This window comes from Streptomyces sp. NPDC006174, assembly GCF_040614075.1.
Lineage (GTDB): Bacteria > Actinomycetota > Actinomycetes > Streptomycetales > Streptomycetaceae > Streptomyces.
In genome coordinates, this window is sequence record NZ_JBEXTJ010000006.1 from 1 (window position 1) to 22082 (window position 22082).

23 protein-coding genes are annotated in these 22082 nt (G+C 70.3%); 9 read left to right on the top strand and 14 right to left on the bottom strand.

From position 1 onward, the window contains the following. Positions 1-688 precede the first annotated feature (688 nt). Complete coding sequence (locus tag ABZ267_RS14655) at positions 689-1333, bottom strand: DNA-3-methyladenine glycosylase (RefSeq protein WP_356748385.1); 645 nt, start codon at positions 1331-1333, stop codon at positions 689-691. Positions 1334-1420: 87 nt separating this feature from the next. Between ABZ267_RS14655 and ABZ267_RS14660 the strand changes: the two genes are divergently transcribed. The 3 genes from ABZ267_RS14660 to ABZ267_RS14670 all read left to right on the top strand — a co-directional run bounded on the left by ABZ267_RS14660 (position 1421) and on the right by ABZ267_RS14670 (position 3475). Beyond that, positions 1421-2203 carry a sporulation protein gene (locus ABZ267_RS14660; RefSeq protein ID WP_350683973.1) on the top strand — a complete coding sequence of 261 codons (783 nt, stop codon included), beginning with the start codon at positions 1421-1423 and terminating at the stop codon, positions 2201-2203. 84 nt (positions 2204-2287) lie between these two features. Next, positions 2288-2824, top strand: a complete 537-nt coding sequence (locus tag ABZ267_RS14665) for a YbhB/YbcL family Raf kinase inhibitor-like protein (RefSeq protein WP_356748387.1) — start codon at positions 2288-2290, stop codon at positions 2822-2824. Positions 2825-2962: 138 nt separating this feature from the next. Then, the gene (locus tag ABZ267_RS14670) at positions 2963-3475 is read left to right on the top strand and encodes an HNH endonuclease (RefSeq protein ID WP_356748389.1); all 513 of its coding nucleotides are present in this window, start codon (positions 2963-2965) and stop codon (positions 3473-3475) included. 75 nt (positions 3476-3550) lie between these two features. Here ABZ267_RS14670 and ABZ267_RS14675 read toward each other — a convergent pair whose 3' ends face one another. From ABZ267_RS14675 to ABZ267_RS14690, 4 genes are all read right to left on the bottom strand, one after another. Continuing rightward, positions 3551-4318: a sulfite exporter TauE/SafE family protein gene (locus ABZ267_RS14675; RefSeq protein ID WP_356748391.1), complete on the bottom strand. Its 768-nt coding sequence runs from the start codon at positions 4316-4318 to the stop codon at positions 3551-3553. Between the two features lie 84 nt (positions 4319-4402). Further along, a complete protein-coding gene (locus tag ABZ267_RS14680) occupies positions 4403-5419 on the bottom strand; it encodes an SPFH domain-containing protein (protein WP_356748393.1) in 1017 nt (338 codons plus the stop codon). 99 nt (positions 5420-5518) lie between these two features. Further along, positions 5519-5947, bottom strand: a complete 429-nt coding sequence (locus ABZ267_RS14685) for an NfeD family protein (protein ID WP_356748395.1) — start codon at positions 5945-5947, stop codon at positions 5519-5521. 111 nt (positions 5948-6058) lie between these two features. Beyond that, on the bottom strand, positions 6059-6856 hold the full coding sequence (locus ABZ267_RS14690) for an ABC transporter ATP-binding protein (protein WP_015607716.1): 798 nt from the start codon (positions 6854-6856) through the stop codon (positions 6059-6061). A gap of 157 nt (positions 6857-7013) precedes the next feature. Between ABZ267_RS14690 and ABZ267_RS14695 the strand changes: the two genes are divergently transcribed. After that, a complete protein-coding gene (locus ABZ267_RS14695) occupies positions 7014-7802 on the top strand; it encodes a hypothetical protein (protein ID WP_356748397.1) in 789 nt (262 codons plus the stop codon). Positions 7803-8109: 307 nt separating this feature from the next. Here ABZ267_RS14695 and ABZ267_RS14700 read toward each other — a convergent pair whose 3' ends face one another. Beyond that, on the bottom strand, positions 8110-8754 hold the full coding sequence (locus ABZ267_RS14700) for a response regulator transcription factor (protein WP_356748399.1): 645 nt from the start codon (positions 8752-8754) through the stop codon (positions 8110-8112). Next, positions 8747-9892: a GAF domain-containing sensor histidine kinase gene (locus ABZ267_RS14705; protein WP_356748401.1), complete on the bottom strand. Its 1146-nt coding sequence runs from the start codon at positions 9890-9892 to the stop codon at positions 8747-8749. Before ABZ267_RS14705 ends, ABZ267_RS14700 begins: the two co-directional genes overlap by 8 nt. 246 nt (positions 9893-10138) lie before the next feature. Between ABZ267_RS14705 and ABZ267_RS14710 the strand changes: the two genes are divergently transcribed. The 3 genes from ABZ267_RS14710 (at position 10139) to ABZ267_RS14720 (ending at position 13085) form a co-directional block, all read left to right on the top strand. Beyond that, positions 10139-10864, top strand: a complete 726-nt coding sequence (locus ABZ267_RS14710) for an SDR family oxidoreductase (protein ID WP_356748403.1) — start codon at positions 10139-10141, stop codon at positions 10862-10864. A 44-nt stretch (positions 10865-10908) separates the two neighbouring features. Beyond that, positions 10909-12066, top strand: a complete 1158-nt coding sequence (locus tag ABZ267_RS14715; protein WP_356748897.1) for an S-adenosylmethionine:tRNA ribosyltransferase-isomerase — start codon at positions 10909-10911, stop codon at positions 12064-12066. A gap of 272 nt (positions 12067-12338) precedes the next feature. Then, on the top strand, positions 12339-13085 hold the full coding sequence (locus tag ABZ267_RS14720; protein WP_356748405.1) for a transglycosylase SLT domain-containing protein: 747 nt from the start codon (positions 12339-12341) through the stop codon (positions 13083-13085). A 75-nt stretch (positions 13086-13160) separates the two neighbouring features. Here the strand turns inward: ABZ267_RS14720 and ABZ267_RS14725 are convergent, their stop codons facing one another. Then, positions 13161-15779, bottom strand: a complete 2619-nt coding sequence (locus ABZ267_RS14725; protein WP_356748407.1) for an FHA domain-containing protein — start codon at positions 15777-15779, stop codon at positions 13161-13163. A gap of 238 nt (positions 15780-16017) precedes the next feature. Between ABZ267_RS14725 and serB the strand changes: the two genes are divergently transcribed. Further along, positions 16018-17343 carry a phosphoserine phosphatase SerB gene (gene serB / locus ABZ267_RS14730; protein WP_356748409.1) on the top strand — a complete coding sequence of 442 codons (1326 nt, stop codon included), beginning with the start codon at positions 16018-16020 and terminating at the stop codon, positions 17341-17343. 157 nt (positions 17344-17500) lie between these two features. On the opposite strand, the gene ABZ267_RS14735 is transcribed toward serB, so the two are convergent. From ABZ267_RS14735 to ABZ267_RS14750, 4 genes are all read right to left on the bottom strand, one after another. Further along, on the bottom strand, positions 17501-18019 hold the full coding sequence (locus tag ABZ267_RS14735) for a histidine phosphatase family protein (RefSeq protein WP_356748411.1): 519 nt from the start codon (positions 18017-18019) through the stop codon (positions 17501-17503). A gap of 104 nt (positions 18020-18123) precedes the next feature. Further along, entirely contained in the window at positions 18124-18363 is a 240-nt protein-coding gene (locus ABZ267_RS14740; RefSeq protein WP_356748413.1) for a hypothetical protein, read from the bottom strand. A gap of 148 nt (positions 18364-18511) precedes the next feature. After that, positions 18512-18628, bottom strand: coding sequence for an SGM_5486 family transporter-associated protein (locus tag ABZ267_RS14745; protein WP_093693186.1), 117 nt, complete (start codon positions 18626-18628; stop codon positions 18512-18514). Between the two features lie 17 nt (positions 18629-18645). Further along, on the bottom strand, positions 18646-19950 hold the full coding sequence (locus ABZ267_RS14750) for an MFS transporter (RefSeq protein ID WP_356748415.1): 1305 nt from the start codon (positions 19948-19950) through the stop codon (positions 18646-18648). Between the two features lie 122 nt (positions 19951-20072). On the opposite strand from ABZ267_RS14750, the gene ABZ267_RS14755 reads away from it, so the two are divergent. Then, complete coding sequence (locus ABZ267_RS14755) at positions 20073-20747, top strand: FadR/GntR family transcriptional regulator (RefSeq protein WP_356748417.1); 675 nt, start codon at positions 20073-20075, stop codon at positions 20745-20747. A 6-nt stretch (positions 20748-20753) separates the two neighbouring features. Here the strand turns inward: ABZ267_RS14755 and ABZ267_RS14760 are convergent, their stop codons facing one another. Together ABZ267_RS14760 and fabI are read right to left on the bottom strand one after the other, a co-directional pair. Next, positions 20754-21125 (bottom strand): hypothetical protein, encoded by a 372-nt coding sequence (locus tag ABZ267_RS14760; RefSeq protein WP_356748419.1) that lies wholly within the window; start codon positions 21123-21125, stop codon positions 20754-20756. 184 nt (positions 21126-21309) lie between these two features. Continuing rightward, entirely contained in the window at positions 21310-22077 is a 768-nt protein-coding gene (fabI, locus tag ABZ267_RS14765) for an enoyl-ACP reductase FabI (protein ID WP_073879980.1), read from the bottom strand. Positions 22078-22082: the final 5 nt, after the last annotated feature.

Below are 22082 nucleotides of genomic sequence, written 5' to 3' on the forward strand. Positions count from 1 at the left end.
ATGTTTACCCGTAATCGGGTGCACACATCACGAGAGCGGAACAACCGGTCGGAATAAGACCCGTTGTTCACAGCGTCCTCGCTGTGTAATTGCCTGCCCGATGTCACCGAAGCGACCCGTGGCAGGACTTTTCAAAGGAACCACCAACCTGCACCAGGTGCAGGCCGGGGTATCAACATATCTGGCGTTGACTTTTGGCACGCTGTTGAGTTCTCAAGGAACGGACGCTTCCTTCGATCCCGTCTCACCGGGGCCCTCCGGGCGCTTCCCTTCATGTACTTCTTTGTCTTGCTGTCTTGCGTTTCCGACTCTATCAGACTCTTTCGTGTCCGATTCCCGGTCGAAGCGGGATGCTTTCGAGGTTTCCCTTTCCGGCAGTTCCAACTTACCAGACTCTTTTTCGTTCCGTTTCCGGTCCGAATTCGATTTCCGGTGGCCTGTGGAGTGGCCTTGCCTTTCGGCGTGTTCACTACGTTAGCCCATTCCCTTGGCAGCTCATAATCGAGCCTGTCCAGCGAATTACGGGCATGCCGAATTCGCACCCGCCAGGGTGAGTCGTAGGTAGTGGTTTGGCCTCTTTGGGCTGGTCAGTCCGGTCCGATGGGCCGTGCCGACAGCTGTACCCGTGTCAAGTGGCTCGGACTACATTAGGCGTCCGCCCAAGCCCCGTCAAGTCGCTCATGGTCCGTCACTTCGCCCGGCGGCGACGGGGAGCGTGGGCGCGGTAGGGGCTCACCGTGGGGTCGTTCTCGATCCAGAAGCGCCAGGGCTGGTGTGCGCCATCGCCGCCGACTCCGGTGCGGGGGCCGCTCCGTACCTGGTCAGGCGCGGGCGGGGTGCCGTGGAGGACGGAGAGTGCGGGCGTGGGGCCGACGAAGAGGTCACAGCCGTTCAGTGTCCGGTCGACGTCGAGAGCGGTGGCCAGGCGGGCCGGGCCTTTGGCCAGTTCCTTGTCATTGCGGGCCGAGACCCTTCGTACGCGGGCCAGGCCCGCGCCCACGTTGATCTCGCCGGCCCGGAGCAGCACCCCGCTCGCGTGGCCCTCGGGGCCGCAGACCAGGTTGAGGCAGTGCCACATCCCGTACGTGAAGTAGACGTACGTATGGCCGGGCGGGCCGAACATCACGCTGTTGCGGGCCGTGCGGCCGCGGAAGGCGTGCGAGCCGGGGTCGAGCTCGCCGGCGTACGCCTCCACCTCGGTGAGGCGGACCTCGATCGTGCCCTCGTCGCTGTGGCGGACGAGCGTGCGGCCCAGCAGGTCGGGAGCGACCTCCTGGACGGAACGGTCGAAGAAGTCACGGGTGAGTGGTGTGCGGTCGGCGCCCTTGGTCATGCCGTCCGAGGGTACTGGGGAGGTGGGCGCGGGAACCGGCTACGGTCATGGCGCGTATGTAGGGGTCAGGACCAAGAAGGAGTGAACATGGGCTTCAAGCGGCTGCTCGCGAGCATGGGTGCCGGTGGTGCCTCGGTGGAGACCGAGCTCACCGAGGTGAACGTCGTCCCCGGTGGGGTCGTGCAGGGTGAGGTGCGGATCCAGGGCGGGTCGGTGGCTCAGCAGATCGAGGGGCTCTCCGTCGGTTTGCAGGCCCGGGTCGAGGTCGAGAGCGGCGACCAGGAGACCAAGCAGAACATCGAGTTCGCCAAGGTGCGGCTCGGCGGTGCTTTCGAGGTGCAGGCGGGCGCGGTGCACGTGGTGCCGTTCGGTCTGGAGATCCCGTGGGAGACGCCGGTCACGATGTTCGCCGGTCAGCACCTGCGCGGCATGGACATCGGGGTGACCACCGAGCTGGAGATCGCCCGCGCGCTGGACTCCGGTGACCTGGACCCGATCAATGTGCACCCGCTGCCGGCGCAGCAGGCCATTCTGGACGCCTTCGGGCAGCTGGGCTTCCGCTTCCGCAGTGCGGACATGGAGCGCGGTCACATCCGCGGCTCGCGTCAGCGGCTGCCGTTCTACCAGGAGATCGAGTTCGTCCCGCCGCAGCAGTACCGCGGGCTTCACCAGGTCGAGCTGACGTTCGTCGCGGACGACCGGGAGATGGACGTGATCCTGGAGATGGACAAGAAGCCGGGGCTGTTCAGCGAGGGCAGCGACTCGTACCGCGCGTTCAAGGTGGGTCTGCACGACTTCCAGCAGACCGACTGGGCCGCGTACCTGAACCAGTGGCTCGCCCAGGTCGGCGGACAGCGCAACTGGCTCTAGGGCTCTAGGGTCGGATGGGGTAGATCCGTCAGGTGGGGAAACCCGCTGAAGACGAGCCGACGCCGATCAGGAGAGGTACGAGACGTGACCGAGCCGAAGAGGGCCCCGCTGCCGCACGACTTCCATCCGGAGGTGCACGCGTTCACCGTGACGAGCAAGGATCTCGCTCCGGGTGCCGTGCTGGGGGACGCGCAGGTGCTTGCGTCCGGAAACACCTCGCCGCACCTGCGGTGGGAGGGGTTCCCGGCGGAGACCAAGAGCTTCGCCGTGACGTGCTTCGACCCGGACGCCCCGACGGGGAGCGGGTTCTGGCACTGGGTGGTCTTCGACATCCCGGTGTCGGTGACCGAGCTGCCGGTCGGCGCGGGCAGCGGTGCGTTCGAGGGGCTGCCCGAGGGGGCCGTCCAGGCCCGTAACGACTACGGGTCGAAGGAGTTCGGCGGGGCCGCGCCGCCCGCCGGGGAGAACCACCGCTATGTGTTCACCGTGTACGCGGTGGACACCGAGAAGCTCGGGATCGACAGCGACTCCTCGCCCGCGGTGGTCGGGTTCAACCTCCGGTTCCACACGCTGGGGCGTGCTCAGCTGATCGGTGAGTACGAGGCTCCGGCCGCCGATTAGTTCGCCCGTTGTTTGCCCTGCTCTGGTCTTGGAGAGACCAGAGCAGGGCATTTTTTATTGCGTTGTCCATCGCGGCCTGCCCAGCCAGAGTTGATCCGGGCCTGCCAGGGGGCGGGCGGCACACGGGAGGTGGGCAGGATGCGTGACACGCTGGTTCTCAACGCGAGCTTCGAGCCGCTGTCGACAGTGACGCTCAACCGTGCGGTGGTCCTGATCCTGACGGACAAGGCCGTCGTCGAGCAGTCGCATCCCGAGCTCCGTATGCGTGGTGCCGCCGTGGACATTCCGGTGCCCCGGGTGATCAGGCTCTGCCGGTATGTACGGGTGCCGTTCCGAAGACAGGCGCCGTGGTCCAGGAGGGGTGTGCTGATCCGGGACCAGCACCGGTGCGCGTACTGCGGGAAGCGAGCGTCCACCGTCGACCATGTGGTGCCGCGGGCTCAGGGCGGTCAGGACACCTGGCTGAACACGGTGGCCTCCTGCGCCGAGGACAACCACCGCAAGGCGGCCCGGACTCCGGAGCAGGCCGGGATGCCGCTGCTGAAGCAGCCGTTCGTCCCCTCCCCCGCCGAGGCGATGCTGCTGGCGATGGGCGCCGGTGACCGGGCGGAGCTGCCGGAGTGGCTGGACCGGGCGGCGGCTGCCGCCTAGAGCCATGGCGTAGATGACGTACGGCTGATGCTGTACGCGTGAGCCCGTCCCTGTGCGGGGGCGGGCCCACGTGGGTCAGCGGAGCAGCAGCTGGACGATGGCCGCCGAGCCGACCACGACGATCAGGGCGCGCAGGAGGGTCGGGCTGAGGCGGCGGCCCACCTTGGCGCCTATCTGGCCGCCGATGGCCGAGCCGACCGCGATCAGCACGACCGCCGTCCAGTCGAAGTCGGCGACGAAGAGGAAGAACAGCGCGGCGATGCTGTTGACCACGGCGGCCAGGACGTTCTTGACGGCGTTGAGGCGCTGGAGGGTGTCGTCGAGCAGCATGCCCATCAGCGAGAGGTAGATGATCCCCTGGGCGGCCGTGAAGTAGCCGCCGTAGACGCTGGCGAGTGTCAGGCCGGTGAAGAGGAGCGGGCCGCCGTCGGGACGGGCCGGAGTGCCGGTGCGTTCGCGGCGGCGCTGGACGGCTTTGCTGATGCGTGGTTGCAGGATCACCAGGACGAGGGCCAGGGCGACCAGGACCGGGACGATCGTCTCGAACGCGGTGGAAGGCAGCGCGAGCAGGAGCGTGGCGCCGGTGAGGCCGCCGATGGCGGCTCCGACGCTCAGTTTGAGGATGCGGCGGCGTTGGCCGGCCAGCTCCTTGCGGTAGCCGATGGCTCCGCTGATGGAGCCGGGGATGAGGCCGAGTGCGTTGGAGACGGTGGCGGTCACCGGCGGGAGGCCGGTGGCGAGCAGGACGGGGAAGGTGATCAGGGTGCCGGAGCCGACGATCGTGTTGATCGTGCCCGCACCCACTCCCGCCACGAAGACGGCGAGTATTTCCCAGATGGACAAGGCCATCTCCTTCGATGGTCAGTGATGCCTCCCCGCCATGAAGGTCGAGGGGCCTCACTGATCATGCACGAAGGAGGTGGCGCGTCAGTAGACCGGGGGTTCTTCGCGGCGTTCGACGGCGGCGCCACGGGGGTTGACCACGCCGGCACCGCCTTCGTTGCCGCCATTGCCTCCGTTGCCGCTGTTCCCCCCGTTGCCGTTGCCGCCGGTGTTGAAGCCGGGGGCGCCGCCGCCGAGGTTGCCGAAGGCTCCGCTGAGGCCCTTGAGGGCGTCACCGATCTCGCTGGGCACGATCCAGAGCTTGTTGGCGTCGCCCTCGGCGATCTTCGGGAGCATCTGGAGGTACTGGTACGAGAGCAGCTTCTGGTCCGGGTCCCCCGCGTGGATGGCCTCGAAGACCGTGCGGACGGCCTGGGCCTCACCCTCGGCCCTGAGGGCCGCTGCCTTCGACTCGCCCTCGGCGCGCAGGATCGCGGACTGCTTCTCACCTTCGGCGGTGAGGATCTGGGACTGCCGGATGCCTTCGGCGGTGAGGATCGCGGCGCGCTTGTCACGGTCGGCGCGCATCTGCTTCTCCATCGAGTCCTGGATGGAGGTGGGCGGTTCGATGGCCTTGAGCTCGACGCGGTTGACGCGGATGCCCCACTTGCCGGTCGCCTCGTCGAGGACGCCGCGCAGCGCCGCGTTGATCTCCTCGCGGGAGGTGAGGGTGCGCTCCAGGTCCATGCCTCCGATGATGTTGCGGAGGGTGGTGACGGTGAGCTGCTCGATCGCCTGGATGTAGCTGGCGACTTCGTAGGTCGCGGCACGGGCGTCGGTCACCTGGTAGTAGATGACGGTGTCGATGTTGACGACCAGGTTGTCCTGGGTGATCACCGGCTGCGGCGGGAAGGGCACGACCTGTTCGCGGAGGTCGATCCGGTTGCGGATCGAGTCGATGAACGGGACGACGATGTTCAGGCCCGCGTTGAGGGTGCGCGTGTAGCGGCCGAAGCGCTCCACGATGGCGGCGCTGGCCTGCGGGATGACCTGGATCGTCTTGATCAGGGCGATGAAGACGAGCACCACCAGAATGATCAGGACGATGATGATCGGTTGCATCGTGTCTCTCGTGCCCTTCGGTTGCCGACGGATCTCGTGATGATCGACATGATCGACTTCGAGTCTCGCAGAACTGCGCCCGCCTCGTGCGTGGTTCGCTCACATGATGACGGCCGTCGCTCCGTCGATGTCCACGACATCGACCTGCCGGCCGGGCTCGTAGACCTGGTCCTCGTCGAGCGAGCGCGCCGACCAGACCTCGCCGGCGAGCTTGATGCGGCCGCCGGCGCCGCTGACCCGTTCCAGCACGACCGCCTGACGGCCCATCAGGGCGTCGATACCGCTGGCGTGTCCGGTCTGTCCGGCCCGGTGTCTGGCGGCGATCGGGCGGACGACGACGAGCAGCGCCACCGACACCCCGACGAAGACCAGCACCTGGGCGACGATGCCGCCGCCGAGCGCGGCGACGACCGCTGCGGCCAGCGCCCCGACCGCGAACATTCCCAACTCGGGCATCGCGGTCAGGACGAGGGGGATGCCCAGCCCCACCGCGATGATCAGCCACCACACCCACGCGTCGATGTCCACATGGTCATCGTAGGACTGTCGGTGCGTCACCGACAGGGCGCAGGGGTGGTCAACTGACGTCAACTGCGCTGAAGGCCCCAGGGATTGCCCTGGAGGCCGCCCCGGGGCGGGTCAGGAGAGCGGCAGGCCGTGGGCGGTGTAGCGGTCGCCGGTGTGCTCGACGATCAGCGGCAGGCCGAAGCAGAGGGAGAGGTTACGGGAGCTGAGTTCGGTCTCCATGGGCCCGGCCGCCAGGATCTTGCCCTGCCGGATCATCAGGACATGGGTGAAGCCGGGCGCGATCTCCTCGACATGGTGGGTGACCATGATCATGGAGGGAGCGTACGGGTCGCGGGCGAGGCGGCCGAGGCGGCGGACCAGGTCCTCGCGGCCGCCGAGGTCGAGTCCGGCGGCGGGCTCGTCGAGGAGCAGCAGCTCGGGGTCGGTCATCATCGCGCGGGCGATCAGCGTGCGCTTGCGCTCTCCTTCGGAGAGCGTGCCGAACTTGCGGTCCAGGTACTCGGTCATGCCGAGGCGGTCCAGGAAGGCGCGGGCGCGCTCCTCGTCGACGGCCTCGTAGTTCTCGTGCCAGGTGGCGGTCATGCCGTACGCGGCGGTGAGCACCGTCTGCAGGACGGTCTGCCGCTTCGGCAGCTTGTCGGCCATGGCCACGCCCGCCATGCCGATGCGGGGACGGAGCTCGAAGACGTCGGTGCCGACGCCGCCCAGCTGCTCGCCGAGGATGGTGGCCGTTCCCCTGCTCGGGAAGAGGTAGCTGGACGCCAGGTTGAGGAGCGTCGTCTTGCCGGCGCCGTTGGGGCCCAGGATGACCCAGCGCTCCCCCTCCTTGACCGACCAGGAGACGTCGTCCACCAGAGCGCGTCCGTCGCGGACCACGGATACGTCCACCAGCTCCAGTACATCGCTCATGAGCGCGTTGTCTCCCCATGCAGTCTCGTCGAGATCGTCGCGTGCCTGTGGGCACAGTCCCAGGAGAAAACCTACGCCACCGCGTGAGCGCTCCGGCCGTGAGGTCCGTCCCCGGTGACGTTCCCGGCCGGTTCGGCCGGTTCCCTAGGCTGTCTCCATGCTTGAGGAACCACGTTCAGGGTTGTTGGCCGCCTGGGGAAACGCGCTTCTGGCGGGACTTGTCTCGCCGGACGACGCGGCTCTCGCGATTGTCGGGGAGGACGCGGTGCACCGCGTCGAGGGGCTGCCGGGTGAGGCGGGGCCGGTCGGGCTCACGCTGGCGCTCGGGCGGCTGCGGGCGCTGGGGGCGACCGGTTTCCGGGTCGCGCTGCCTGTGCCGGGGCATCCGCTGGGGCTGTCCGGTCCGCCGGACTTCAACGCGCGGGCGCTGGAGGCGGAGGAGGCGGTGATCGCGTACGGAGTGCCGTACGGGCTGGTGCCGGAGGTGAGCGAGGCCGGGCCGGAGGGAGATCTGCACGTCGAGGTGGTGTGGCGGGTGCTGCCGGTACGGGAGGCGCCGCCGGCGGACGTGCCGTCGCTGAGCGAGGCGGAGCGGGAGCTGGCGGAGGCGTTGCGGGAGGCGACGGCGGCGCTGTCCCGGCTGGATGTGGCCGGTTCCGGGCCGGTGGCGGAGGCGGCGGTGGACGCGTACCGGGCGCGGGCGGAGAGCCGTGGGCGGGATGTGTTGGCGCCTGGTTATCCGCCTCGGGCGGTGCGGGTGCTGGAGCTGGCGCGGCGGGTGGGGCTGCTGGTGTCGGTGGCGTACGGGTCGGGGCACGGGGGTGCGGTGAGCGCTTCGGAGATGGCGGCTCGGGGGGAGGCGTTGCGGCCGGTGGAGCGGGTGGCTCGGCGGGCTGTTGTCGCCGCGTACAACGCGTATGTGGAGGGCGGGGAGGTGGCGCGGTAGGCCGCGGGCCCTTTGTCCTCAAGCGCCGGACGGGCTGTTGGGGGTGCCCCTGGGCGGGGGCCTGGTCCGGTGCGGGCTCACCGGCGTGAGGGTTCCGTCCTCAAACGCCGGACGGGCTGGGGTCGGAGTCCTGGGCGGGGGCCGATTCCGGTGCGGGGACCCCGGCTCCAGGGTTCCGTCCTCAAGCGCCGGACGGGCTGGGGTCGGAGTCCCTGGGCGGGGGCCGGTTCCGGTGCGGGGGCCCCGGCTCCAGGGTTCCGTCCTCAAACGCCGGACGGGCTGAGTTGGTGCCGGACAAGTATGGATCTCAGCCCGCAGCGCCGTTCCGTACCGCCCACAGCGCCGCCTGTGTGCGGTCCGCGAGGTCGAGTTTCATCAGGATGTTCGACACGTGGGTCTTGACCGTCTTCTCGGAGAGGACGAGTGCGCGGGCGATCTCGCGGTTGGAGCGGCCGTCGGCGATGAGGCCGAGCACCTCGCGCTCGCGCTCGGTGAGAGTGCTCCCCCGGCCCGTACCGCTGCCCGCGTCCTCCTGGGCGAGGAGGGCCCCGGCGACCTCCGGCTGGAGCAGGACGTGTCCGGCGTGGACCGAGCGGATGGCGCCGGCCAGCGCGTCCGGGTCGACGTCCTTGTAGACGTAACCGGAGGCTCCGGCGCGCAGGGCCGGAACCACCGTGCGCTGTTCGGTGAAGCTGGTGACGATGAGGATCCTGGCCGGGTTGTCGAGCTGGCGGAGCCTGCGCAGGGCCTCGATGCCGTCGGTTCCGGGCATCTTGATGTCCATCAGGACGACGTCGGGCCGGAGCTCCTCGGTGCGGGCCACGCCTTCCGCGCCGTCGGACGCCTCGCCGACGACCTCTATGTCCTCCTGGATCTCCAAAAACGTACGCAGTCCACGGCGGACCACCTGGTGGTCGTCGACCAGCAGCACCCTGATGATCTTGTCAGCCACCGGGGACCTCCATCTCGATCGTGGCGCCCTTTCCGGGCTCCGAAACAACGGTGAGGCGGCCGCCGACGCTCTTGGCGCGGTGGCGCATGGAGACGAGCCCGAGGTGGCGGCCCGCCAGCCGGACGGCCATGGGGTCGAAGCCGATGCCGTCGTCGGTGATGAGCAGGACGGTCGCGGCGGCGCGGCGGGTCAGGGTGACGTTGACGCGCTCGGCGCCGGAGTGGCGCAGCGCGTTGTGCAGGGCCTCCTGCGCGACCCGGAGCAGCGCCTCCTCCTGCGCGGCGGGCAGAGCACGTACACCGCTGCTCCCGAAGGTGACCGCGGCCCCGTGAGCCCGGTCCAGGACCTGGATCTGGGTACGGAGGGTGGCGATCAGGCCGTCCTCGTCGAGCGCGGCCGGGCGCAGCTCCACGACGGCCGCCCGCAGTTCGTCGACCGCTTCGGCGGCGAGGACGGCGACCTGCTGGAGCTCGCCCTTGGCGCGGGCCGGGTCGCGGTCGACGAGAGCGGCGGCGGCCTGGGCGGTGAGCCTCAGCGAGAAGAGCTTCTGGCTGACGGCGTCGTGCAGCTCGTGGGCGAGGCGGGAGCGTTCCTCGGCGATGGTCAGCTCGCGGCTGCGCTCGTAGAGGCGGGCGTTGGTGAGGGCGATGGCGGCGTGCTGGGCGAGGATCGAGAGGAGTTCCTCGTCCTCGGCGGTGAAGCCGCAGCCGCCGTCGGGCTTAGGACACATCTTGTTGGCGAGGAAGAGCGCGCCGATGATCTCGTCGCCGTCCGTGATGGGCAGGCCGAGGAAGTCGGACATGTCCGGGTGCGCGTCGGGCCAGCCCTCGAAGCGCGGGTCCTTGCGGACGTCGGCGAGCCGCTCGGGCTTCGCCTGGTGCAGCATCGCGGCGAGGATGCCGTGCTGCCGGGGCAGCGGGCCGATGGCCTTCCACTGTTCGTCGCTCACACCGTCGACGACGAACTGGGCGAAGCCGCCGTGGTCGTCCGGGACGCCGAGGGCCGCGTACCGGGCGTCCAGCAGCTCGCGGGCGGAGGCGACGATCGTCTTGAGGACGTCTCCTACTTCGAGGTGCCGGCTCATGGCGAGCAGCGCGGCACTCACCGCGGCGAGGGCCGACGGTGGTCGATGGCTCATGGGATCACCGTACCGGCGGGTGTGCGGGGGCCGTATCGGGCCGAGGACGGCTGCCGGAGGACGGGAGACCTAGGGCGGTCGCGGGCCGGTACCGGGACCGTGGTCCTAGGACCTGCCCGGTCCTAGGACGAAGTGCCGGGTGCGGGTGCGGCTCCCGGGCGAGGCGCTCCGTGATCAGGGCTTCCTACGTTGGAGTCGCCGGGGTCGGCCCGGTGGACGCCGATGCGCTGTAAGGGGACGGTCACGATGCCGGTCGCGTTGATCACGGGTGGTTCGAAGGGGCTGGGGCGCGCGCTCGCCGAGGCGCTGGCCCGGCAGGGGTGGGATCTGGTGCTGGACGCGCGGACGTCCGGGGTGCTGGAGGCGGCGGCGAAGGAGGTGCGGGAGCGGTACGGGACGCGGGTGGTGGCCGTTCCGGGCGATGTCGCGGACGCGGCGCACCGGGCGGAGCTGGTCGCGGCCGCCGGTGAGCTGGGCGGGCTCGATCTGCTGGTGAGCAACGCCAGTGTGCTGGGCGCCGAGCCGCTGGTCCGGCTGGAGGCACAGCCGCTGGACGGTTTGCGGCAGGCGCTGGAGACCAACGTGGTGGCCGCGCTCGGTCTCGTGCAGGAGGCGCTTTCGCTGCTGCGGGCGTCGGCCTCGGCGGCGGTGGTCATGGTCAGTTCGGACGCGGCGGCGGAGCCGTACGCGACCTGGGGCGGTTACGGGGCGTCGAAGGCGGCGCTGGACCAGCTGGCGGCGGTGCTGGGCGTGGAGGAGCCGGCGCTGCGGGTGTGGGCGGTCGATCCGGGCGACATGGACACGGATCTCTACGAGGCCGCGGTGCCGGACGACGGCGGGGAGGCGCGGCCGTCGCCGGCGAGCGTGGTCCCCGCGTTCCTGCGGCTGGTACGGGAGCGGCCGGCGAGCGGCCGGTTCGCCGCTCCGGCGCTGCTGGAGGAGGGCCCGGAGGCTTTCGGTGGTGCGCGGTGAGTGCGGTGCAGGCGGCGCGGCGGGAGGGGAGCTCGGGCGCTCCGGTGGATGAGGGGTGCCGGGCGGAGGCCGGCGCGTCGTCGCTGGAGGCGTTGCGGGTGCCGCCGGAGCTGTCGGCCCGGGTGCCGGCCGAGCAGCGGGGGTCGGGGCGTGATGACGTACGGCTGCTGGTGACGCGGGGGCCGGCCGTCTCGCACCATGCGTTCCGGGAGTTGCCGGGGCAGCTGCGGGCCGGGGACGTGCTGGTGGTGAACACGTCGGCGACGTTGCCGGCCGCGGTGAACGGACGGGTGGGCGGTGAGCGGGTCGTCGTGCACTTCTCGACCCGCGGCGAGGACGGCCGGTGGGCGGTGGAGCTGCGGGCGCCCGGCGCTTCGGGGGCCGGCGCGCCGCGTCCGGGCGGGCCTGCCGGTGCGGTCGTTCGGCTGCCGGGTGGCCGGGAGCTGGTGCTGGAGGAGCCGGTGGGAGGCACTTTGCCGGGCGGGCCGGACCGGCTCCATTCGCCGGGGCCCGCGGCGGGCGCGCGGCTGTGGTGGGCGCGGGTGCCGGAGCGGGTGCCGGAGCTGTTGCGGCGGTACGGGCGGCCGATCCGGTACGCGTACACGGAGCGGGACCAGCCTCTCTCCGCGTACCAGACGGTGTTCGCGGTCCAGGCGGCCGACGGGAGCGGTTCGGCGGAGATGCCGAGCGCGGCCCGGCCCTTCACGGCCGGCCTGGTGGCGGAGCTGGTGAGCCGCGGGGTGCGGTTCGCTCCGCTGTCGCTGGATACGGGAGTGGCGTCGGCGGAGGCGCACGAGCCGCCGTACCCGGAACGGTTCGCGGTGCCGTCCACCACGGCGTGGCTGGTGAACGCGGCGCGGGCGGCGGGCGGCCGGGTGGTCGCGGTCGGCACGACGGCGGTGCGGGCGCTGGAGTCGGCGGCGGACGCGGACGGAGTGGTGCGGCCCGCCTCGGGCTGGACGGACCTGGTGGTGACGCCGCGCCGAGGTGTGCGGGCGGTGGACGGGCTGCTGACCGGGCTGCACGAACCGCAGGCCTCGCACCTGCTGATGCTGGAGGCGGTGGCGGGCCGTGAGGCGCTCCGCCGCGGGTACGAGGCGGCGCTGGAGCGGCGCTCCCTCTGGCACGAGTTCGGCGACGTCCACCTCATCCTGCCGGATGAGGAACGTAACGCTCCGAATTGCTCCAGCAACGAGTGGTGAGCTCGACGCGTCGCCGGTGTGAGCCCAGGCATAGGGCGCAGGTCACTTACGAACGTCCCTAGTGGACCCAAAAGGGCGTTTTGAGTGGGCATGAGCGGGGGTTATTTCGGACGAACAGGACCCTGTTCCACTACCCGGCTTCGTACGTCACACCTTTGCCACACGATTTTGCTGCCGCTAAGAATTGCTCTCGTCCCCGACGGAGGTGCGCATCGCCGCCTCCGGTCTCGTCCTCCGTGAGGACACCTGAGCATTCGAAGAGGTAGCCCTACATGTCTGCGACTCGCATCCCCAGCCGTGTCCGTCGTCTGAACAAGGTCCAGAAGATCTCCGTGGCCGGTGTGTCGGCCCTGGCCGTCGCCTCCCTGACCTTCTCGCTCGTCCCGTCGAACGCCGAGGCCGAGATCGCCCCGCAGGCAGCGGGCGCTGCCGCTCCCGTCGCCTTCACCGGGGGCTCCGCGCAGGCCAAGACCGTGCAGAACAGCATCATCGAGCAGCACTCCACCGCCGAGCAGCTCGTGAAGGCCGCCGACGCCGCCAAGGCGAAGGCCGCCGCCGAGGCCAAGGCGAAGGCCGCGAAGGCCAAGGCCGCGGCGGACGCGAAGGACAAGGCCGAGAAGGCCGCCAAGGCCAAGGCCGACGCGAAGAAGCGCGGCGCCGAGGCCGCCAACCGCTCCACCGCGCGCAAGCCCGTCTACGCCAACAACCTGGACGGCTGGATCCGCGAGGCCATGGCGATCATGAAGAAGGAAGGCATCCCCGGTTCCTACGAGGGGATCCACCGCAACATCATCCGGGAGTCCAGCGGCAACCGCTGGGCGATCAACAACTGGGACATCAACGCCCGCAACGGCATCCCTTCCAAGGGCCTTCTCCAGGTGATCCAGCCCACCTTCGACCGTTACCACGTCAAGGGCACCAAGAAGGACCTTTACGACCCGGTCGCCAACATCGTCGCCGCCTGCAACTACGCGGCCGACCGCTACGGCACCATGGACAACGTCGACAGCGCGTACTGAGCCCAGCAGCGCACATGCCGGAGGCCGGCACCCCACGGGGTGCCGGCCTCGGCGTGTACGCGGTCCCGGTGGACCCTACTTGCGCATGACTTCCGGTTCGTGGCGGCGCAGCAGCCGGGCCACTGCGACACCGCAGAGGGCGCCGATCACCAGCAGCACGAAGATGTTGATCCCCCACTGGGCCGCCGTGGCCTCCCAGAGCGGGTCCAGGTCGGTCGGGTTCTTCGGGTCCCAGGGCGGCATCAGGTTGGCCAGGTCCAGCGTGGTGCCGGCCGCGGCCACACCCCAGCGGGACGGCATCAGCCAGGTGAGCTGCTCCAGGCCCGGCGTGCCGTACACCTGGAAGAGGACGCCGGTGAACACCAGCTGGACGATCGCGAACATGACCAGCAACGGCATGGTCATCTCGGAGGTCTTGACCAGCGCGGAGATCATCAGTCCGAACATCATCGAGGTGAACCCGAGAGCCACGATGGAGATGCAGATCTCGACGGCCGGAGACATGAACAGCCCCTCGGCCGGCAGCTCACGGGCGGCGAAGCAGATACCGCAGAGGATGACGCTCTGGAAGGCCGTGATCACGCCGAGCACGATCACCTTGGACACCAGGTAGGCCGAGCGGGAGAGGCCGGTGGCCCGTTCCCGTTCGTAGATGACGCGTTCCTTGATCAGTTCTCGTACGGAGCTGGCCGAACCGGCCAGGCAGATACCGACCGCGAGGATCAGCAGGATCATTCCGGCCTTGCCGTTGAACTGGGTCGGCGGCGTGGGCGGGGCCAGTCCGAAGTCGGCCGGGATGACGGCGGCCAGCACACCGATCACCGCCGGCAGAGCCACCATCAGGCCGAGGAATGCCTTGTCGGAGGCGATGACCGAGGTGTATCTGCGCACCAGCGTCCACAGCTGCGTCCCCCAGCTCTGCGGCTTCGGGGGCCGCATCTGCTGAGGCGGCGGCATGTGGACGGACTGCGCGGCGACGGCGTCGATGTCGGCGGCGTACATCTGGTAGTGCTGCGAACCGCGCCAGCGGCCCGCCCAGTCGTAGTCGCGGTAGTTCTCGAAGGCGGAGAAGACGTCGGCCCAGGAGCTGTAGCCGAAGAAGTTCAGCGCCTCCTCCGGCGGACCGAAGTACGCGACGGCACCGCCGGGCGCCATCACGAGCAGCTTGTCGCAGATGGCCAGCTCGGCCACGGAGTGCGTGACGACGAGCACGGTACGGCCGTCGTCGGCGAGGCTGCGCAGCAGCTGCATGACATCGCGGTCCATGCCCGGGTCGAGACCCGAGGTCGGCTCGTCCAGGAAGATCAGCGACGGCTTGGTCAGCAGCTCCAGAGCGACCGAGACGCGCTTGCGCTGGCCGCCGGAGAGCGAGGTGATCTTCTTGTCCTTGTGGATGTCGAGCTTGAGCTCGGCGAGGACCTCGGTGATCCGGGCCTGGCGCTCGGCCTCGGTGGTGTCGGCGGGGAAGCGGAGCCTGGCCGCGTACTTGAGGGCCTTGGTGACGGTCAGTTCCTTGTGCAGGATGTCGTCCTGCGGGACCAGGCCGATGCGCTGGCGCAGCTCGGCGAACTGCTTGTACAGGTTCCGGTTGTCGTAGAGGACGTCACCCTCGTCGGCGGGCCGGTAGCCGGTGAGGGCCTTGAGCAGCGTGGACTTTCCGGAGCCGGAGGGGCCGATGACCGCGACCAGCGACTTCTCCGGGACGCCGAAGGAGACGTCCTTGAGGATCTGCTTGCCGCCGTCGACCGTCACCGTGAGGTGACGGGCCGAGAAGGAGACCTGGCCGGTGTCGACGAACTCTTCCAGCCGGTCGCCGACCAGCCGGAACGTCGAGTGGCCGACGCCGACGATGTCGTTCGGGCCGAGGAGCGCCGAGCCGGACTTCTGGAGCGGCAGACCGTTGACGTACGTGCCGTTGTGCGAGCCGAGGTCACGTATCTCGAACCGGCCGTCGGGCGTCGCGTGGAACTCGGCGTGGTTGCGGGAGACCTGGAGGTCGGAGACGACCAGCTCGTTCTCCAGCGCACGGCCGATGCGCATGACCCGGCCGAGCGCCAGCTGGTGGAACGTGGTCGGGCTGCGGTCGCCGTAGACCGGCGGAGCACCTGCGGCACCGCCGTGGACCGGTCCGCCGCCGTGGGCCGGGGCGGGAGGCCGTCCCGGGCCCTGCTGGTGCGGAACCTGCTGCTGGTACGGGGCCTGCTGCTGGTGCTCCGGTGCCTGCTGCTGCCACGCCTGCCGGGGCTGCTGATGTACGGGGGCCTGGCGGGCCGGCGCCTGGTGCTGGGCAGGCGCCTGCTGTCCGGGCCAAGCCGCGCCGGGCTGCGCGTGCTGCTGGTGCTGGGCCGGGCCTTGGTGGGCGGCGGCCGGCTGACCGGCGTGGGCAGCGGCGCCGGCGGTGAGATTCAGCCGCGGTCCGTCGGTGGCGTTGCCCAGGCGCACGGCGGAACCGGGCCCGATCTCCGTCCGCTGGATCCGCTGTCCCTGCACATACGTGCCGTTGGTGGAGCCGTGGTCCTCGATGAACCAACTCCGGCCGCTCCAGCTGATCGTGGCGTGCCGCCACGAGACCCTGGCGTCGTCGATCGTCAGGTCCCCCTGCGGGTCACGCCCCAGGGTGTACGGCCTGGACGGATCGAGCGTCCAGGTGCTGCCATTCAATTCCAGTACGAGTTCCGGCACTCCGCGCCCCACTAGTTGTCCCCCGTGTTACCCCCGTCGCAGGGAGTCTAGGGATGCTGAACATCGTGGGGAACTATTCCAGGAGCAGTCCCTCAACCGAAAGTCGGGCCGGTGAAGTCGGGCACCGAAGCGGAGAAGCGGTGCGATCCCGACACAAAGAGGACGGTCGGCGGAAAGCCCCCGTGTCTTCCGTCCGGCACTCGGGACGGACGGCCGGAGGCGGCGACGGGACCGATACGGTGGGACCACCATGAGCGCACCTCAGCCACCTCAGCCTTCCCCCTCCTCCGAGCCTCCCGTGAACCCGGCGGATCCCGTGAACCCGGCGGAACCTGTGAATCCGGCGGAACCTGCGGACTTTGCGGAACCTGCGGACCTTGCGGACAGCACGCCCACCCTCCTCGTCAAGATCTTCGGCAAGGACCGTCCCGGTATCACCGCCGGGCTGTTCGACACCCTCGCCGCGTACTCCGTCGACGTCGTGGACATCGAGCAGGTCGTCACCCGGGGCCGCATCGTGCTGTGCGCCCTGGTCACCTCACCCACGGCGGGCGGGACGACCGAGGGCGACCTGCGGGCGACCGTGCACAGCTGGGCCGAGTCCCTGAAGCTGCAGGCCGAGATCATCTCGGGCACGGGTGACAACCGGCCCCGTGGTTGCGGCCGTTCCCATGTGACCGTGCTGGGCCACCCGCTCACCGCGGAGTCGACCGCCGCCATAGCGGCCGCGATCACCGCGACCGGCGGGAACATCGACCGTATCTTCCGGCTGGCGAAGTACCCGGTCACCGCCGTCGAGTTCGCGGTGTCGGGGACCGGGACGGCGGAGCTGCGGACCGCGCTGGCGACCGAGGCCGCCGAGATCGGCGTGGACGTCGCCGTCGTCTCGGCCGGACTGAGCCGGCGGGCGCAGCGGCTGGTCGTCATGGACGTGGACTCCACGCTGATCCAGGACGAGGTGATCGAGCTCTTCGCGGCCCACGCGGGCTGTGAGGACAAGGTCGCTGAGGTGACCGAGCAGGCGATGCGCGGCGAGCTGGACTTCGAGCAGTCGCTGCACGCCCGGGTCGCGCTGCTGGCGGGACTCGACGCCTCGGTGGTGGAGAAGGTCCGCGCCGAGGTGCGGCTCACGCCCGGCGCCCGCACCCTGATCCGTACGCTGAAGCGCCTCGGGTATCAGGTGGGCGTCGTCTCGGGCGGTTTCACCCAGGTCACGGACGACCTGAAGGAACGCCTCGGCCTCGATTTCGCCTCCGCCAACACCCTGGAGGTGGTGGACGGCAAGTTCACCGGGCGGGTCGTCGGCGATGTGGTGGACCGGGCGGGGAAGGCCCGGCTGCTGCGGAGCTTCGCCGAGCAGGCCGGGGTGCCGCTCGCGCAGACGGTGGCCATCGGGGACGGCGCGAACGATCTCGACATGCTGAACACGGCGGGGCTCGGGGTCGCCTTCAACGCCAAGCCCGTGGTCCGCGAGGCGGCGCACACCGCGGTGAACGTGCCGTTTCTGGACACCGTGCTCTATCTGCTCGGCATCACCCGCGAAGAGGTCGAGGCGGCGGACGGCCTGGTCGACTGACGGTTCCGGCGGGTGGCCGCCGGGCCCGTGATCGTACGGCGGCGCCGGTTCCGGCAGCGTACGGAGTCGGCGGTTTTGGCAGCGTACGGAAGAGGGCCCGGGCACAGGTGATGTGCCGGGGCCCCGCGCGTTCAGGTGTTCAGCGGTGTCCGGACGCTCAGTCGTTCGGCGTCCAGTACTCGGTGAGGCGGCCCGCTCCGTGCTCGACGCTCTTCCAGGAGCCGGGGAACTCCACCACGGCGTAGGACGCCGTCGGGAAGCCGTCCCGGGTCATCCGGGCCAGCGTGTCGCCCTCGGCCGAGCCGGAGAGGGCGTCGGCGGCTCCGTGCATGCCCGGGTTGTGGCCGATGACCAGGAGATTGCGGACCTCGTCCGGGGTCTCGTTGAAGAGGGCGATCAGTTCGCCGAGGGAGGCCTCGTACAGCCTCTCCTCGTAGACGGTCCGGGGGCGCTGGGCGAATTCGTGGACCGCCAGCTTCCAGGTCTCCCGGGTCCTGACGGCGCTGGAGCAGAGGGCCAGATCGAAGTCGATACCGGAATCGGCGAGCCTGCGGCCGGCCACGGGCGCGTCCTTACGACCGCGCTCGGCCAGCGGGCGCTCATGATCCGAATTCTGTGACCATTCCGCCTTGGCATGCCTGAGAAGGACGATCCTGCGAGGTGTCTCGACGCTCATACACCTCAGCTTCGCATGAAACGCGGCCTCCGGCGCAGGGTGTTGACAGCCTCGTCCGGAAGGTGGACGTGCTGGTCCGGGGTGTGTTCGCCGTGGTGCGTGGATCAGCGGGAGAGCAGGTGGAGCGCGCGCTCGATCAGCTGTCCGAGTGCGGGGTCGGCGGTGGCGGCCTGTGCCTGGCCCGGACTCATGATCATGAGCAGCAGTGCGGCGAACGCGACGGCCGGAAGCGCCACGGCCCACCAGGGCAGCCGTATCTCCACACGGTCGGCGGCGGGCTGGGAAGGAGCCGGTCGGTGGGAGGCGGCCGGGACGTGGGACCTGGGGTGCGCAGGGACCGGCATGTCCGCCTCCGTGGGTATTCGGTTCGTTACCGAAGAACCTACGGAACCGACCGGGCCGGTCCCATCCGGTGATCCACCCACTTCACCCTGCCCCTGGCCCCCTAAGGGACAGGGGGGCCAGCCCCACCATGGGCAGGGCGGCCGGGCGTCAGGGGGAGGCGATGGTGGCGATCACACCGATGACCACCGTGACGAGAAGCATCGCCCCGAAGACGAGGAGGAGCTTCTTCTGACCGTTCTTGGGCTGCGGATCGAGCACTGGCATGGGGCCAGTCTCGCATCTCAGCACTCGTCCTCGATGGTCCGGTCCCGCCCGGCGAGCACTCCGGCCACCATCTGCGGAATCATCAGCCCCGCCATCAGAGCGATCGGCAGCCCCCAGCCGCCGCTGTGCTGGTAGAGCACGCCGACGAGCAGCGGGCCAGGGATCGAGAGCAGATAGCCGGTGGACTGGGCGAAGGCGGAGAGCCGGACCACGCCCGCCCCGGTCCGCGAGCGCATGCCGATCATGGTGAGGGCGAGCGGGAAGGCGCAGTTGGCCACGCCGAGCAGCACCGCCCAGGCCCACGCGCCGGCGGCCGGTGCCAGGTAGAGGCCGCCGTAACCGATCAGGCCGCACAGGCCGAGGACGACCACGATGGGGCCCTGCTGCTTGAGCCGGCCGGCGACCCGCGGGATGACGAAGGCGAGCGGGACGCCCATCGCCATGGTGACCGCGAGCAGGACACCCGCCGTACCGGCCGAGACCCCGGCGTCGCGGAAGATCTGCGGCATCCAGCCCATGGTGATGTACGCGGCCGTCGCCTGGAGCCCGAAGAAGCAGGCGAGCCCCCACGCGGTCCGGCTGCGGGTGATCCGGAGCGCCGGCGCGTCGGCGGAGCGTGCGGCGGCCGATCCGGGAACGGGCGTCCCGGGCGCCGGCGTCCGGTCCCGTACGAGGACGATCCAGGGCAGCACCGCGAGAGCGGCGAGCACGGCCCAGACGGCGAGCCCGGACTGCCAGCTTCCGCCCATCGTGCTCGTCAGCGGCACGGTGACGGCGGCGGCCAGCGCGGTGCCGAGGGCCAGGGCCATGGAGTAGAGGCCGGTCATGGTGCCGACGCGGTCGGGGAACCAGCGCTTGACGATCACCGGCATCAGGATGTTGCTGACGGCGATGCCCATCAGGGCCAGCGCGCTGGCGGCCAGGAATCCGGCGGTGGAGCCGATGTACGGGCGGATCACCAGGCCCGCCGCGATGGCCGCCATGCCCGCGCAGACGACCGCGCCCGCGCCGAAGCGGCGGGCTAGGCGCGGTGCCATGACGCCGAAGACGGCGAAGCAGAGCGGCGGTACGGAGGTGAGCACGCCCGCCACGCTGCCGCTCATGTGCAGCCCGTCGCGGACCTCTTCGAGGAGGGCGCCGAGGCTGGTGATGGCGGGGCGGAGGTTGAGTGCGGCCAGGACGAGCCCGACGGCGATCAGGCGCAGCAGCCAGGGGGCCGGGGCCTCGGCGGCTCCGGCGAGCAGCGGGGCCTGGGGGCCGGTGGAGGTGCGCGCGGCGGCGCCGCGGTTCAGGGTCTGGGTCTGGGTCTCGTCGTCCGGCATGAGGCCATCATAGAATCATGGGATGATTGATTGTCCAATCCCCTTCCCGGTGACCCGGCCTCCCCCGGTCACCCTGAGAGAATCCCCGGACCCGCCCTCACAGCTCACGAGCAAGGAGCACCATGGCGCTGACGTCTCCCCGGCGTTCGGCACTCGCCGACCAGGTGATCGCGCAACTGCGGAACCAGATCACCTCGGGCGAGTGGCCGGTCGGCTCGCGGATTCCGACCGAGCCGGAGCTGGTCGAGCAGCTCGGCGTGGCCCGTAACACCGTGCGCGAGGCGGTCCGGGCCCTGGCGCACAACGGACTGCTGGACATCCGGCAGGGCTCGGGCACCTACGTGATCGCCACGAGCGAGCTGGCCGGCGTGATGCACCGCCGCTTCGCCGCCGCCGACCCGCGCCACATCGCGGAGCTGCGCTCGACGCTGGAGTCGTCAGCCGCCCGGCTCGCCGCCGTACGGCGTACCGAGCGGGATCTGCGGCAGCTCGACACGCTGATGGCGCGCCGGGAGGAGGCGTGGGCTTCGGGTGACGCGGAGGCGTTCGTGGCGGCCGACGCGACGCTGCACCTGGCGGTGGTCGCCGCCTCGCACAACGACGTACTGACCGAGCTCTACGCGGACCTCGGGGATCTGCTGCGTGACTATCTCAGGGGTGACGTGGGACCTGAGCTGCGTCCGGAGAACCATATGGATCACGCGCGACTGGTCGAGGCGATCCGCGCCGGGGACGCGGAGACGGCCGCGGCCGAGGCGGCGAGCCACGCGCTGAACTGCCTGGCGGACCGGGTCTAGCCCGCCTCAGAGCGGCGCGGGCCGGTGGCTGACCCAGGCGGTCGCGATCTCCTTCCAGCAGCGGTCCTCCAGCCGTACGGTCCGCCCCGGCGCCACCGCGACCGCCGCACCGTCCGCGTCGACGTCCCACCAGCGGACGCACTCGGTGTGGAGCTGGACCAGGTCGGTGGAGGGGTAGGGGTTGTGGCAGTACGCGACGACCCGGGAGCCCTCGATCGTCGTACGGCACTCGGAGCCGGCCGGTTCGGGCTCCGGAGGCGCCACCGCCGTACCGGAGTCGGCACCGCTGGCCACGTGGACTCCCAGAGGTGCGGCGAGAGCGGCGACGGCGGCCGAGGCGGCCAGCAGGAGACGGGGGCGGCGACGCGTGGGGCGCACGGCGATCTCCCTCCCGCAGCCTGACCAGAAGTCCGGTTCCTCCACATTCTGCGGTGGAACGTCAGACTTTTCGACCGGAGCGGCGGCAGAGAGTCACGGACGGCGACGGCCTCCGGCCGCGTACCGCCTCGAAGAGTCAGGAGGAGGTACGCGGCCGGAGGCCGTCAGCCGAGGCTGCGCGCGGTCAGGCGCCCATCATGTGCACGCCGCTGTCGACGTGGATGATCTCGCCGGTCGTGCGCGGGAAGAAGTCGGAGAGCAGCGCCACGATGCCGCGGCCGGCCGGCTCCGGGTCGGACATGTCCCAGGCGAGCGGAGCGCGGTGGTTCCAGACGTCGGCCAGCTCCGAGAAGCCCGGGATGGACTTGGCGGCCATGGAGCCGATCGGGCCGGCGGAGATCAGGTTGCAGCGCAGCCCGTCCTTGCCCAGGTCACGGGCGAGGTAGCGGGAGGTGGCCTCGAGCGCGGCCTTGGCCGGGCCCATCCAGTCGTACTGCGGCCAGGCGTACTGGGCGTCGAAGGTGAGGCCGACGATCGAGCCGCCCTCGCTCATCAGCGGCTTGCAGGCCATGGCCAGCGACTTCAGGGAGAACGCCGAGACGTGCATCGCGGTGGCGACGGACTCGAACGGCGTGTTGAGGAAGTTGCCGCCGAGCGCGTCCTGCGGCGCGAAGCCGATGGAGTGGACGACGCCGTCCAGCGAGCCGAGCTCCTCGCGGACCAGGCCCTCCAGCCGGTCCAGGTGCTCCTGGTTGGTCACGTCCAGCTCGATGACCTTGGCGGGCTTCGGCAGCTTCTTGGCGATGCGCTCGGTCAGGGTCGGACGCGGGAAGGCGGTGAGGATGACCTCGGCGCCCTGCTCCTGGGCCACCTTCGCGGCGTGGAACGCGATGGACGACTCCATCAGCACCCCGGTGATGAGGATGCGCTTGCCGTCGAGAATTCCGCTCATGGTGA

Bases quoted from the DNA above. Each gene is read 5' to 3' on its own strand.
- ABZ267_RS14655 (WP_356748385.1), bottom strand. From the start codon at position 1,333: ATGACCAAGGGCGCCGACCGCACACCACTCACCCGTGACTTCTTCGAC.
- ABZ267_RS14660 (WP_350683973.1), top strand. From the start codon at position 1,421: ATGGGCTTCAAGCGGCTGCTCGCGAGCATGGGTGCCGGTGGTGCCTCG.
- ABZ267_RS14670 (WP_356748389.1), top strand. From the start codon at position 2,963: ATGCGTGACACGCTGGTTCTCAACGCGAGCTTCGAGCCGCTGTCGACA.
- ABZ267_RS14680 (WP_356748393.1), bottom strand. From the start codon at position 5,419: ATGCAACCGATCATCATCGTCCTGATCATTCTGGTGGTGCTCGTCTTC.
- ABZ267_RS14690 (WP_015607716.1), bottom strand. From the start codon at position 6,856: ATGAGCGATGTACTGGAGCTGGTGGACGTATCCGTGGTCCGCGACGGA.
- ABZ267_RS14695 (WP_356748397.1), top strand. From the start codon at position 7,014: ATGCTTGAGGAACCACGTTCAGGGTTGTTGGCCGCCTGGGGAAACGCG.
- ABZ267_RS14705 (WP_356748401.1), bottom strand. From the start codon at position 9,892: ATGAGCCATCGACCACCGTCGGCCCTCGCCGCGGTGAGTGCCGCGCTG.
- ABZ267_RS14710 (WP_356748403.1), top strand. From the start codon at position 10,139: ATGCCGGTCGCGTTGATCACGGGTGGTTCGAAGGGGCTGGGGCGCGCG.
- ABZ267_RS14720 (WP_356748405.1), top strand. From the start codon at position 12,339: ATGTCTGCGACTCGCATCCCCAGCCGTGTCCGTCGTCTGAACAAGGTC.
- serB (WP_356748409.1), top strand. From the start codon at position 16,018: ATGAGCGCACCTCAGCCACCTCAGCCTTCCCCCTCCTCCGAGCCTCCC.
- ABZ267_RS14735 (WP_356748411.1), bottom strand. From the start codon at position 18,019: ATGAGCGTCGAGACACCTCGCAGGATCGTCCTTCTCAGGCATGCCAAG.
- ABZ267_RS14740 (WP_356748413.1), bottom strand. From the start codon at position 18,363: ATGCCGGTCCCTGCGCACCCCAGGTCCCACGTCCCGGCCGCCTCCCAC.
- ABZ267_RS14745 (WP_093693186.1), bottom strand. From the start codon at position 18,628: ATGCCAGTGCTCGATCCGCAGCCCAAGAACGGTCAGAAGAAGCTCCTC.
- ABZ267_RS14750 (WP_356748415.1), bottom strand. From the start codon at position 19,950: ATGCCGGACGACGAGACCCAGACCCAGACCCTGAACCGCGGCGCCGCC.
- ABZ267_RS14755 (WP_356748417.1), top strand. From the start codon at position 20,073: ATGGCGCTGACGTCTCCCCGGCGTTCGGCACTCGCCGACCAGGTGATC.
- fabI (WP_073879980.1), bottom strand. From the start codon at position 22,077: ATGAGCGGAATTCTCGACGGCAAGCGCATCCTCATCACCGGGGTGCTG.